Annotated in this window: 8 protein-coding genes and 1 pseudogene; 2 read left to right on the plus strand and 7 right to left on the minus strand. The window is 34.6% G+C overall.

Annotated elements, in window-relative coordinates; translation table 11 throughout:
- The first annotated feature begins 29 nt into the window (after nucleotides 1–29).
- A pseudogene (locus EGX70_RS11220) lies at nucleotides 30–314 on the plus strand (DUF2316 family protein).
- A gap of 238 nt (nucleotides 315–552) precedes the next feature.
- Nucleotides 553–1,044: a GyrI-like domain-containing protein gene (locus EGX70_RS05460; protein ID WP_000948272.1), complete on the plus strand. Its 492-nt coding sequence runs from the start codon at nucleotides 553–555 to the stop codon at nucleotides 1,042–1,044.
- Between the two features lie 43 nt (nucleotides 1,045–1,087).
- Here EGX70_RS05460 and EGX70_RS05465 read toward each other — a convergent pair whose 3' ends face one another.
- The 7 genes from EGX70_RS05465 to EGX70_RS05495 all read right to left on the minus strand — a co-directional run bounded on the left by EGX70_RS05465 (nucleotide 1,088) and on the right by EGX70_RS05495 (nucleotide 13,685).
- Nucleotides 1,088–1,477 (minus strand): pyridoxamine 5'-phosphate oxidase family protein, encoded by a 390-nt coding sequence (locus EGX70_RS05465; protein WP_000632621.1) that lies wholly within the window; start codon nucleotides 1,475–1,477, stop codon nucleotides 1,088–1,090.
- A gap of 12 nt (nucleotides 1,478–1,489) precedes the next feature.
- Complete coding sequence (locus EGX70_RS05470; RefSeq protein ID WP_123947988.1) at nucleotides 1,490–4,657, minus strand: leucine-rich repeat domain-containing protein; 3,168 nt, start codon at nucleotides 4,655–4,657, stop codon at nucleotides 1,490–1,492.
- A 62-nt stretch (nucleotides 4,658–4,719) separates the two neighbouring features.
- Nucleotides 4,720–6,888 (minus strand): class 1b ribonucleoside-diphosphate reductase subunit alpha, encoded by a 2,169-nt coding sequence (nrdE, locus tag EGX70_RS05475; RefSeq protein ID WP_123947990.1) that lies wholly within the window; start codon nucleotides 6,886–6,888, stop codon nucleotides 4,720–4,722.
- A gap of 1 nt (nucleotide 6,889) precedes the next feature.
- Complete coding sequence (nrdI, locus tag EGX70_RS05480; protein WP_000378635.1) at nucleotides 6,890–7,303, minus strand: class Ib ribonucleoside-diphosphate reductase assembly flavoprotein NrdI; 414 nt, start codon at nucleotides 7,301–7,303, stop codon at nucleotides 6,890–6,892.
- A complete protein-coding gene (gene nrdF / locus EGX70_RS05485; RefSeq protein WP_001192437.1) occupies nucleotides 7,304–8,314 on the minus strand; it encodes a class 1b ribonucleoside-diphosphate reductase subunit beta in 1,011 nt (336 codons plus the stop codon).
- A gap of 551 nt (nucleotides 8,315–8,865) precedes the next feature.
- Nucleotides 8,866–9,774 carry a glycosyltransferase family 2 protein gene (locus tag EGX70_RS05490; RefSeq protein WP_000848921.1) on the minus strand — a complete coding sequence of 303 codons (909 nt, stop codon included), beginning with the start codon at nucleotides 9,772–9,774 and terminating at the stop codon, nucleotides 8,866–8,868.
- 209 nt (nucleotides 9,775–9,983) lie between these two features.
- The gene (locus EGX70_RS05495; RefSeq protein ID WP_000357579.1) at nucleotides 9,984–13,685 is read right to left on the minus strand and encodes a S8 family serine peptidase; all 3,702 of its coding nucleotides are present in this window, start codon (nucleotides 13,683–13,685) and stop codon (nucleotides 9,984–9,986) included.
- Between the last annotated feature and the right edge of the window lie 175 nt (nucleotides 13,686–13,860).

Here is a 13,860-nt window from a genome sequence, read left to right on the forward strand (position 1 = left end):
ATTATTAAACCAACTATTAGGAGAATGATATGCTTACTATTCAAGAAATAAAAGATACAACCTTTGAATTACAAGAAAATTTTAGAAGGTTAAATTATCCTATTAAACAAGTTGCTAAAGACTTGCAACTTAATATCAGTGAAGTTGAATCTCTTTTAAGTCTTGATGTTACTTATCCTGGAGATGTTTAGATGCTGAGAGATTATCTAGAAGATATGTTGAAAAAAGAGGGTAAAGAAGTTTATCCATTTTCTAGATTAGCATCTCATTCAGCAAATCGTTGGTACCCTTATGAGACACCATGGCGTTATTAAAGACTAAAGATTAATCCATCATCTTTAGAGAAATAAACAAAAATAGTTAATAGATTCTTTTTAGAAAAAAGCTATAAAACAAGAGCCTCTTAGAGAATACTCTACATCATAAGATTTCTTCTTTGAAGCATAGCATTCCAAAAGAAAATTATGATTGCTAACAAGACAATTATTCTAAAAAGAAACTATTTTAACGACTCTATAATTACTTAAGGAATCATAAAGAATAAAGGTTTTTATGCTATCATTTCAAATTGTTGAAAAGCCAGCAATGATACTTGCTGGAGTAACTTTAGAAAATGTAAAGTCAAATCAAGAATGTCCTAAACTTTGGGAAAAGTTACATAAACAATATAATCCAGCAAAACTAAAAGAAAAAGGTATCCAGCAAGCCATTGGCATTTGTAAAACACAACCTGATTTTCGTTTCGATTACAGCGCCACTTATCGAGTAGAGACAAGTGTCCAAGCCCCAAAAGGGTTAGAAATTATTAGGATCCCAAGCGCTACCTATGCAGTCATTTCTGTTAAAGGTCCAATGCCATCGAGTCTTCAAGAAACATGGCGAAAAATAATACAAGGATTTTTTCAAGAGAATAATCTAAAACCAGCTAACTCGCCAAACTTAGAAATTTATTCATCTCAACATCCACAAGATACTGATTATCAAATGGAAATTTGGCTTGCTATCGCAGATATTACTAATAAATCGAAAACAAACTTAATCTAGCCTTGCTTAATATAAAAAAGCCCCTTTTTGAGGCTTTTTTATATTAAGTGATTTCTTTACCTGCATTAGCACCAGATTGTAAATTAAAAATACGCTCGACGTGAATAATACCAACTGCTTTCGGAACCCCCATGCGTCCTTCTGCCCATTTTTTCGCTGCTTCGTAATAAGCACCTTCTGTTTGAATTTCAGCAGTTCCCACAAACCTGTAACCTAAAAGACGTTCACGATCAACAAAGGCAATTTCAATTTTCCCATTATCTTCAATGTTAATACGAGTTTGACCATCTGTATTTTCATTATAAATAAACGTTTTATCATCCCAGAGACGCATAGAACGTTTTGGACCAATATTGGGTTGACCTTTAGCATCAACCGTCGCGACCATTGCTAACTGACTATTAATAATCTCTTTCATTTCTTGTGTAATCATATTAATTTCTCCTTATTTTCTTGCTCGTTTTCCTTTTTTTCCAGAAGTTACTAGGAAAAGCAAACATAAACTAACGTATCCTAGAATCTTGTATATAAAATTATTTTTAGAACTTGTTTGAGGTAAATTTACATCAGACTGTGACTTATGTAATTGCTGCTCGGACCTTATTGGTGTTACAGCTACATAATTATTAGTCTCCGCATTTATATTATGACCTTTAGCCACTCTATCACCATCTACCTTTTCATTAGGTAAAGCCTTATCAAAAATCGGCGTTTTATAATCAACTGGTTTTGAATTTTTCTCCACTTGTTTTTTACGATAATTTGGGACTGTATTTAGGTACCCCTTAGGTGTCTTAGGAATCAATCGGTCTGCTTCTGCCGCTGCATTTCGGATAGCTTGGAAAAATCCTAATCTATGATATTTTGCCAAAGGAATCTGACGTATTGCTTTAATCTTATCAAGGGAACTATTTAAAATATCTTTGATATAAAGACCTTCATAATCAGCTAAAGTGGCAACTGCCAAGGCATGATAACCTTCATTATCCTCGTCAACATTTAATATAGGATTACCATATGCATCTTTTTGTCCCTCGCCAATAGTATCACTCATATCAAGTGCATAAATCAATTTTCCAGACTTGTCAAAATAAACGTTCAATCCGATATAATATTCTGGCAATGGTAGAGGCGTCTTTAATAAATAAACTCCTTGTACCATTGTAGCTTGCGCTAATGGTCCTTTTCCCTCGACTAAATCTGTCAGCAAGTCTAACTCTTTTTCCAAGCGCTTAACATTAGCTTTTTTAATAGCACTATTATTATAAGCTAATACCGCTTTGTTAATACTCCTCTCAAGCAAATGACCATTCTTTGTTGCCTTCTTGGTCACTAAAGCCTTCTCAGCTTTAGCTATGGCTTTATCCAAATCAACGCGATCAAGGAAAAATTGTGCTTCTTGAAGGAATTTTTGTTTTTCTCCTTGTCGGAGGTTAGATTTTGATAACAACGCTTTACCTGCAGTAGTCATTTCTCTAAACTGAGTTTGAGTAGTCTGACGTAATGTAGAGTAATCTAAACCTTCTAGTGTTTTTAAAACCTTTTCAAGGTCTACCATTGTAGAAGATAGCTTATCTGGATCAATGATAAAACGCTCACCATCTGCTAACATATGAGAATTATTATGTGTCCTAACAACCACTTTCTTATTAAAGCGTTTGTCCCCATCATTTTGATCAAAAGCATTAAAAGCAATCTGAGATAATGTAGATGAACCCTTCACTTCTTTCAAATGATTCCTTTTGAAAGCCTCTTCACGAATAGTCTGTAAATTTGGCGGTAAGACTACTTCACTAAGGGCATTATCCGAAAAAGCTTGGACCTCAATTGTCTTTAATTGTTTTTGCTCAGAGAGATTTACACTTTCCAGTTTATTGGATAAAAAAGCCATTTCACCAATTGTTTTAACCTTATTTCCGATAAACATAAGGTGAAGTGCACCATTTTGTCGAAAAGCTGAACGTCCTATTTCTTGTACAGATTCTGGAAGAACAATGGCGTAAATATGATTAATATGGAAAGCAGCATCACCTATTTTGATAAGTTTGTCTTTCAAGTCTAGAGTTCCAATACGATTATTCATAAAGGCTCCCTCTTTAATCTCTTCTAAATCTTCACTTGCTTCAAAGGATTTCAAGTTATTAGATTGAAAAGCAAAAGCACCTATTTTCCGAATAGTTGAGGGGAGCTTTATTTCTTCCAAATCATATTTACGTAAAGTTTTACTTTGAAAATCAACATTGCGAAAAGCGTTATCACCAATTTCAGTAATAGTAATACCATTGTGTTGTTTTGGAATTTCTAAGTTTTTATTACGTCTTACCTTTTGTAAGCCTTTATTTGAAAAACCTGTAATACTATTTTTTTGATAGGTAAAATCTTCCTCTAACCATTTGGTATAATCCATATCAGGCGTTGCACGCCACAATGATTTGTCCGGATTGACGTAAGTATTCTCAGTCGCAAGTTGATGTGGATTTTGGCCTGTCCGTGTGCGCAATACGACCTGATTGTTGTAATGTTCATCTCCTGGATTTCCTGTAAAAGCTTCTGATTCTATTTTTTCAAGTCCATCCGGAAGCATAACATTACTTAGATTATTATCTTGAAAACTTGCTTCTCCTATAACCTTAAGCTTACTTCCCAAAAACTCAACTGTTTGAATACGATTAGATTTGAAAGCGCGTTCTGCTAATTTTATCAAGTGATGTGGCAAGTAAAGCTTACCACCAATCTGGTTATCAAAAAAAGCTAATTCTCCAATGACCTTTAGGTTATCTGGTAACTTTACTTGTTTTAAAGACATGTGAGCAAAAGCATAGTCTGAAATAGTCTCGAGACTTTCAGGAAGATTAACCTCAGCAATATTCTTATTGTCCACAAAAGCATCTTGACCAATAGACTTATAACCATTTGGAATAGTAAGCTTAGTCAACTGGTAAGCATTAAATATTTCTCCCTCATCAATAATTTCCTTCTGATCAATATCTAAACGACTCGGTTTCCCATTTTCTCCTAGCCTACTTGTATATTCTGCAATGGCCGTCTTTTTATCTGGAGTAAAAGCAAAGCTAGCTACTTGTGTCAATTGAGTTCCATCTGCTGCATGACTTGGTAAAACTAAGTGTGATGTTTGAGATAACTTATTAATTCCAGATTTTGGAAAACCTACTAAAGTATCCCCTCTAGTTACGAAATCTTTTGCCTCCCAAGTTGATGTTTCTATGATTTCCTTTTTTGAAGCTGTATCCTGTTTTGATACTTCTACTTTGCTAGCATTATTACTAGAATTGCTTGCTTCTTGTGTAACCTCTGGTTTTGCTTTGAGGACTTGTTTAGGGTCATTTACTACTGACTCGGTTTTAGAACTAGAGTTATTACTATTTCCATCAGAAAATAAATCACTAACTGTTTCATCAACAGTAGAATTCTCTTTAGAAACATTTGTTTTCCTCTCATTATCTTCTTCGAACCAATCATCTTCTGAAGCTGACTGGGTTTGTTCTTGTTTGACCGATTCCTCTCTTTCTAATCCATATACCTCCTGGCTGTATGTCACTACTGATACTGTAGTAAGTGCCAAGGCAAGCGTTTTAAGATGTTTTTTTGTCATTACAATAAAGCCTTTCTAAAAGCCAATATATTTCTCTTAATCTTCTGATCGAGTATATTTAGTTAAATCATGCAGGACTGACAGTCTTCTAAGTCCGATGAAGTGAAATCATCCAGCATATCATCATCATAACTCTCGCTACCTTCTAGGATGTCCTGTCTCACTCGTACATAATAAATAGAGGCACATTTTTGTTTAAATGCTTGAATATAGGCTTTATTTAAATCTCGCGTAGTTGCTTGATCTGTCATGAAAAGCGTTAGCGAAATAGCTTGATCAATGTGTTTTTGAGCGGCAGCTGCAATATTGATAATCGCCTCAGGTCCCACTTCATAAGCTCCTTTTTTGTAGTAGACATAATTATCTGCATCAATCTTATAAGCAGGTACATAAACCCTCCCCAGTGCTCCTTCCTTGCGTACTTCGACAGGTGATACAACTGGTTGGAGGCTCGGAGTACAAGAAGAAAGATAACTGATTGACCCTGTCGGAGCAACAGCTAATAAATGCGCATTAGCTAATCCTATCTCTTTAATACTTTGCACAAGCTTTCTCCAGTCCTCTTGGCTTGGTAGAGTCAGGCCATACTCAGCTAGTAGATTTTTAACACGCTGTGTTTTTGGCTCAAAGTTTTGTTCGGTATATTGATAGAAATAACTGCCATCAGCATAACTTGATTCCGAGAAGCCTTCAAAGGTTCCTTTTTCCTTTGCTAAATGGTTAGAAGCTTTAAAGGCATAATAAGCCATAGCGTAAAAGAAGCAATCTGTAAAATCAATAGCTTCTTGAGAATCGTAATAAATATGGTTAGTCGCCAAAAATCCATGCAAATTCATAGCACCTAAACCAACAGCATGATTAGCTGCATTACCTTTTTTAATAGATGGAGCACTATCTAAATCAGAAGTTCGAGATATACGATCAAGGGCTCTAATGCTATTAGCAATTAATTTTTCCAAATCCGCCGCTTGATCCATAGCACGCGCAATATTAATAGAACCTAAATTACAACAAACATCATGTCCAACCTTAGTGAAAGTCAGGTCTTCTGAAAATTGACTGGCTGTATTAACTTGGGCAATCTCAGAACATAAATTAGACATAACAATTCGTCCCTCTTTTTTGTGAGGGTTTTTAGCATTTACAGTATCTTCAAATAAGATATAAGGATAACCAGATTCAAAATGAAGCTCTGCTATCGTTTGAAATAGTTTTCGTGCACTAATAAAGGTTTTACGAATATCCGCATTGGCTAATAAAGTTTCATATTCTTCTGTGATAGAGATATCAGACATTGGTTTACCATATACTCGCTCAATGTCATACGGTGAAAACAAGGCCATATCTTTATTTGCCTTAGCCAATTCAAAAGTAATATCAGGAATAACAAGTCCTAGGGAAAGAGATTTAATTCGAATTTTCTCATCGGCATTCTCACGTTTAGTATCTAAAAACGTTAATACTTCAGGATGGTGAGCGTGTAAGTAAACTGCACCAGCTCCTTGTCTTTGTCCTAATTGATTGGCGTAAGAAAAAGAATCTTCTAGTAATTTCATGACAGGTACAATACCAGTAGCTTGATTTTTAATACCTTTTATTGGAGCACCAAATTCCCGTAAGTTGGTTAAGCAAAGTGCTACCCCACCACCTCGTTTTGATAACTGAAGGCTTGTACTAATAGCACGAGAAATAGATTCCATATTGTCTTCAATGCGCAACAAATAGCAAGAGATATATTCACCACGACGTTTTTTCCCTGCATTTAAAAAGGTAGGTGTTGCTGGTTGAAAGCGATTTGCTAGCATGTCATCTACTAGGTCATAGGCAGCTTTTTCATCACCAGCAGCTAAAAACAGAGCATTCATTACAACACGATCTTCATAGTGTTCCAAATAATAACGATTGTCTTCTGTTTTAAGAGCATAAGCATTATAAAATTTTAAAGCCCCCATAAAATTTAGAAAAGCAAATTTCTTAGCGTATGCATGCTCAAAAATTTGGCAAATAAACTCAAGGTTATATTGTTTTAGAAGGTCCGATTCATAGTAGTTATTAGAAACCAAATAATCTAGCTTTTCAATTAGTGATGTGAACGTCATTGTATTAGGTTCAACATGTTCTATCATATATTGTTCAACAGCCTCTTTATCCGAAGCAAAATGATAATTACCTGTGCGATCTCTAAAGCGTGTCTTCGCGTTCAACGAGAGATATGCATCTGATTGTGTCATCTTATTTATCCTTTCTAGTGAATTGGCAAAGTAACTCCTTTACCCTTGTAACATCTTCTTGTGTTCCCAGTAATTCAAATTGATGAAGCAAAGGAACATTTAATTTTCGAGCAATAATAGGTCCAGCAATGGCATAAGTGTCACCAAAATTGGTATTTCCAGAAGAAATAACCCCTTGGCAATGTTCCCGATTTTGTCGAACATTTAAAAACTGTACAACTTGTTTTGGAACTGCGCCTTTGGTATCATCTCCTCCTCCAGCGTAAGTAGGCACAATCAAAATATAATCCTCAGTAACCAATATATTGCTACCATCTGATGGAATACGCTGGTTAGACCAAGCCAACTTTTGAACAAAACGATGGGTATTGTTAGATTTCGATGAAAAATAGACAACCTGCACTGTACTATCCATTTAAAACTCCCAATCTTCATCCAATGTTTCTTCTGTAATCCCCATAATATATGAAGAGCCGTTTCCTGAGAAGAAATCATGATTTTCATCTGCACGCGCCGAAAGTTGTGCAAAAACCTCAGGAGATATACGAGTCTCTTCTTCTGTAAATGGAGAATCATATCCTAAATTTTGTAAAAATTTACCAGCATTGTAAATGCTAAACCTGATTGCATCTTCAGCCAAATCAAAACCATCATATAGTTCGTAAAGATAGGCTTTTTCTAAATCAATCAACTGATAAAGGAGGTCAAAGACAAATGTCTTCATTTCGGCTTGCTTTTCTACAGATAATTTAGCAACTTTCTGTTGATACTTATAGCCACTGTAATAGTTATGAATTACCTTATCTCGTAAAATTAAACGAATAATATCAGACGTATTTGGTAATTTTCCTCTGGCTGAAAGGTAAAAAGGAAGGTAAAAGCCACCATATAACAAAAATCCTGGCATCATGGCTGCAGCAACCTTAGATTTCAAAGGATCATCACCAGTATAAAAAGGAATAAGTATACGTGATCGAGCTTGTAGACTTTCAGTATCTACTACCCATTCATGTGCTTCCTCAATTTGTTGGCTAGTGCATAAGGTTGAAAAAATCGTTCCATACGATCGCGCATGAATAGCCACCATAAAGGCAAAGTTAGCATAAATAACTTGTTCATGATCTGTCTGAGAATGCTTAATCTGAGCAATATCACCAACAGTAGCCTGCACAGAATCTAATAAGGTTAGACCAGTAAAAGTCCGAGTAATTAATTGCTGCCAATCAGCATCCAATGTTCTCCAAGAATTAAGGTCATTAGAAACTGGGATCTTTTCAGGTAACCAGAAATTTTGAGTTACTCTGTTCCATACCTCTAAGTCTTTGTCATCGTTTAGCTTATTCCAATTAACAGAACGCATAGGAAAAGCTTTTTCTGACAAGGCATAGTCAAGTGGCGATTGAGAACGATCATAGTATGATTGCATTAAACTAGTCTCCTAAATATTAAAATTAAGCGAGTTTTAAGCACCAAAAAAGCCTCCCAAGAGGACTGGATTTTTGTTAAAATCACACAACTATTGGAATGTTCTTCTTGATGTTTTTTTATTCTGGTAAGAAGCTAACTCTTGCTTCAAAACCACTGTTTTGTTAAGTTACGTTAAACTTTTTTGTCGGTTACCTTTATTAAGGATCTGCTTAAACAGTATACTAACACAAAGTTTTGTGTCTTTCAACATATATCACCACTATATCTTGTGTTTTCATCATAATGTAAAGAATATAAAAATTTAAAAATTAAGCAAGCCTAATTTTTATAAAAAAAGGCTTTACCTTCATACTTTTCCTGTGTAAAACAAAAAAGGAGTAGCGATTGCTACTCCTTTTCCAAAACCCGAAATTAATGCGAGCCAAGGTTCTACCTTGTTCTTTAATATTATTATATACTAATTTCGTTAAGTGTCAACAACTTTTTGGAAAATAAATATTTTCTATATTTTTAACTACAACTCAACTTGATTTCCTTCAACCAAAAAAATTATGCTTTTGGTTTACCGTAACCTGTTAAAAGTAGGATAGTCATAGCAACTGTTTCTTTCAATGATTTCCGACGGAGTTTTAATTTTGATAAAAGATAAATCCTTCTCATTAGATTGGCATTTTTTAATTCTATAAAACGACTAAAGAAGAGTTTACGCTCCAGGGACATTTTATCGGATACTTGAGCAAAAATAAGCGAAGCACGATCAAAAGAAGTATTTATCATCTGCCAAAACGTAGCCACCCCATATTGTCTCCCGTAATTGTTTAGCGACTCTGCCCCTACTTGTCTACGCCAAAGGACTGTACTGTCAGAAATATAAGCCACATTTCCAACGGCGTAAGCTAGAGTTCCAACATAAGAATCATGGGCGCCAATTTGACGATATTCCCAAAGCTTTGCTAACTCATGATTCATCATGATAACCATACCATTTATTTGGTTAAAGGCAATTTGTTCTTGAATAACTGTTGCTGGATTATGTTCTTTCAATACTGTTAATTTTTCATCTACAGAAGTCCAGTTCGAATAAACAAGCAATGGTAGTTCTTGGTTAAATTTCTCTGCTTCTTCAAGGTAACGTTCTAAACGATTTTCTTTCCAAACATCATCCTGGTCTGAGAAAACATAAAAATCTGCTTTTTTATAGTTAACCAACTCGTAAAAACTGCGGTGACTTCCTAACTTTCTGTCATCGTTAGAATTAATAAATATAAAACGTGAATCTCTATTAACATATTCTTTAATAATAGCTACTGTATCATCAGTAGATCCATCGTCCCTTATTAAACAAATCCAGTCAGTATAACCTTGTTGTATTATGCTATCTAATTGCTGGCGAAGGTATTTTTGACCATTATAGGTCGCTAAGCAAATATTTATTTGCCAATCTTTTATCGTTTTCATTGCTATCAAAACTCCTTAAGGCTAGTTCATCTTATGAAAGCTTACAAAGTGAACGGTATCACATACTAATCGTAATTATAATATTATAATATTATATGTCATTAATCAATATAAAATTAATCAAAAATAAGAGTCAATACCCTAAAAGTCCAGCTTAACATAATGTTAAACTGAACTTTTCATCATATTGCCGAGTAGTTTACTTAGTTTTATTTACTATTATTTTTAGTCTTTTTGGGTTTCAAATAAAGAAGTAAACTAGATAACAATGCCAAAGTACCAACAAATAGACCATTCGTTGCTCTATCTGATGTACTAGGTAAGGTATGGTTAACAGAATCCCCGTTATGTTTAGGTGATATGATCTTAGCTACTCTGCTACTATTATTGTTTGTAGAAGTGAGGACTTTCTCATTTCCTGATTTAGTTATTTCTTTAGACAATGATTGAGTAGTAACTGTAGTTTGCGGCTTAACTAATATTATTTCTTCTAGATTCTTGTTTACTACTTTTTCCTTTTTAGAAATAAACATAGGTTCTTTTTTCAAGTTATCAAAATATTTGAAACTGTTAGAAATTACTATAGCGTTTTCTTTCTCTGATACTACTGCCTTATTCAAGAGATCAGACAATTTTACCGTTGCGAAATTACCAGCTTTATCTTCCACAACAAGTGTCAAGGCCTTAGGGTCTACCGCAACCTCACTCTCTCCTATCTTAACCGTTTTAGGAAGTGTCACTTTACCTTCTTGATCTATATGGAAATAATGGTAAGAAGTCTCATCCCCATATTCTTCATCTTTTACAACATGAGATAAAACTAATTGTAAACGATATGTAGGAACATAACTACTTTCCTTAGGCATGGCTAAGCTTAATGTTCGATTAGTTTCATCAAACTGAGCTCGTGAAGGAAGATTTGGTGACTTAGTACTTACTTGTACTTTAAAGTCTGACTCCTGACTATTTGCTCCTTCTGCTACTGGTGTGTAACGTAAGCGATAAGTATAAAAACCATCTGCTACAACTTTGCCATCCTTATCTAAACCACTCCACTGAAGAGCATCCATACGATAATGACCATCACTTTGCTTTGGATTATTATGGAAATTTTTACGATAAGATGGTAAAACCTTACTTTGCCAAATAACATTTCCATTTTGATCTAGAACTTGAGCAGAAATATCCTTAACATTTCTTAAGAAAGTTGCCTGGGGAGTGATTTCGTCCCTATTTCCATCTTTATTTGGAGAAATGGCAAAATATGGATTATTCGCTGCATCTCTTTCCAAAAGATGAATTGTTTTATCCTCAACCTTATTCTCAAAAGTTCCTAAAATAATTCTTTTTGGACTCTCCGGTGCTAATTCTAACTCCCCACCATTTTTGACATAATCAACATAGCCCCAAGACGCTGATTGTGTTAACAAGGCAGTATAGTTGTTGCTTTCAAAAGGAGCTGATTCATTGTACTCCAATTGGTCTTTATGAGTTGTATCATTTGGTTTATAGTAGAAACTACCTTTAGAAAGCGTCTTATAAATCGGTGTTTCAAGTGCTTGTAAGTTCGCAAAATCACCATTAAATCCTACAAAAGGAATACTCATTAACTCCTGATTACTATCCTTGGCTTCTTTAAAACGTACAAAACCTTCTAAGAAATAACCATTTGCCATCTGTTCTTTTAATTTCTGACTAAATTGACTAGCATCAATAGTAAATCGAACTTGTGTTTCTTTATCACGAAGAATTACTTTCTGCCAATTAGTATCTAGCAAGGCTTGTGGTTTAAGGGCAAATTTACCTTTATTTACTTGTTCTGTTGCTACATTAGCTTGATAATACAATTCTTTGACACCTTCTACAAGTTTATGAATTGTAACTGTGATATCAAATTTATCTCCCATTCGTTTGAGATTAATTTTAGCTTTGCCATCGTTTCCAGTAATATAATATTGAGCTTGGATAGCTTTTTCAGCATCAACTACACCTGCACCTTGCTGACGTGGTGAATAAAACGCCTTATCCTCTTCACTATATAATGCTGTTGCTGAGCTCATGAGGATGTTTTTAGACAATTCTAGCAATTTTTTAGAATCTAAATTCATCCCTTTATATTTCTCAGCCAAATGACTTTGAAGCATTGTCATTAATCCTGCAACATGTGGTGAAGCCATACTTGTACCAGACATTGTTTGGTATTGATTATTATAGGTTGAAGAATAAATTTCAAAGCCAGAAGCTGTTACATCAGGCTTGATTGCTCCTTCAGCTGTCACGCCCCAACTTGATTGTTCCAGCATACGATTACCACCTTGGCTATCAACTACTTCAAAACTCTGGTTAAATGTTAACTGACTTGAAGTATTTTTTATACGCTCGCCATCTACTTTACTAATAATCCCCACAGGTAATTCACGGTAAGGAATTAGAAAATTTCCACGTTTTTCTTGATCGTTAAAAATAACGATACCAACAACACCTGCATTTGTAGCATGAGTGATTTTAGTCATAAAATCAAGTCCACCACCACGCTCAATTAATGCAATCTTACCTTTAAAGTCCTTACCTTCAAAGTCTTTTTTTGCACCATAATTGGCATAAACCACATCGTAGGCCTTACCTTTGTCAAAAGGTTTAGAAGTCACAATCGGCAACTTAACTAACTTACCTTCAATAGTTGTTTCAACGACCTCACTGATAGTTTTAAGTGATTCATAGCTAGCAACACTCAAAGTATCTTCAGAAATAGCTGGACTATTAACCGTACCGTAGTCAGGATTAGTTGATAATGGTTTGCTATAATCCATACCAAATGCGCCTTCATTTCCGGCAGCCACAACAACTGCAACGCCCTTCTCAGAAGCTAATTTAAGTGCTAATTTAACTTTATCATTGAGAGCAATTAAAGAATCAGCTGTTTTTCCAATACTCATATTAATCGTTTTTGCTCCTAGATTAACAGCGTCTGTGATTGCTTTAGCATATGCTTCACCAAATTTGTCCGAATCAATTTTATCTGGAATACGCATTAATAAGACTTGAGCATTTGGCGCTGCACCTTCTAAAAGAAGACCATTGATTGCTGGACGTTTACTATTACCTACAAAAATACCAGCAACGTGTGTACCATGCGAAATATTCTTTGCTTCTGAACCATAACCATCTTTCATAGCTGCTGCAATATCAGCCACCGTTTCTGTATTGTTGGCGTAGTTATGTGCAAAAACAATCTTATCGTTAACCCATTTCCCATAAGTGATATTATGTTTTGCTTTTAATTCCTCAAATTCTGTCTTAGTTTTAAAGCTGTGCTTATCATCTTTTGGGCTATCTAAACGAAAAATATCATGGTTAATATCAAAGCCAGTATCAATAATAGCTACTACATTTCCCTTTCCTCTTTGGGTTATGGCTTGTAATTTTGTTATTTTAGATGTATCAAGAACAGCAAGCGATGACTTGCTTTCTGGCTTCACCTCTTCATATGCTGAGGGAACTTTCTGTGCTATTGCAGTTGAAGCATTTGTTACTACATTGCTTTCTTTATTGTTGGTTGTCTCTGGTTTAGAGGGATATTCTTCTTCAAGATCAGCCCCCAAATTAGACGTATCAAGGTTTTTAGATAACTCTTCTAATAATTCATCTTCTGTTTTGTCATTTTTTACAGATGTATCACCCATTTCTTTCGCTGTATTACTAGCAGAAGCAGCTGTTACAGATGTTTTTTCAACAGTATTAGTAGTTACCGATGGCGATGGCTGTTGAGCAACATTAGCAATTACAGGTGATTGCTCTTGGTTTTTTAATTCTTGCTCCTCTGCATTCACTTGATTGCTATGCATTAATAAAATACTAGTTGTTATAAGTGTTAACTTTAAAATAGCCTTTTTTGAGTGATGTTTATCCACTTTTCCTATTTCCTCCAAAAATCAGTATGCATACTATATTACAACATAATTAATTTATTAGCAATAGAATAATTAGCGATAAATTTTATTTTTAATTTTTAATTTAAATTTTTTAAATTTTTGTTAATTAAAAGATCTCTCAGCAATACTGAGAGACCTTTTAATTGATAGTTTA

It is taken from the genome of Streptococcus sp. FDAARGOS_522 (genome assembly GCF_003812445.1).
In the GTDB taxonomy this organism is placed as follows: Bacteria; Bacillota; Bacilli; order Lactobacillales; family Streptococcaceae; genus Streptococcus; species Streptococcus agalactiae.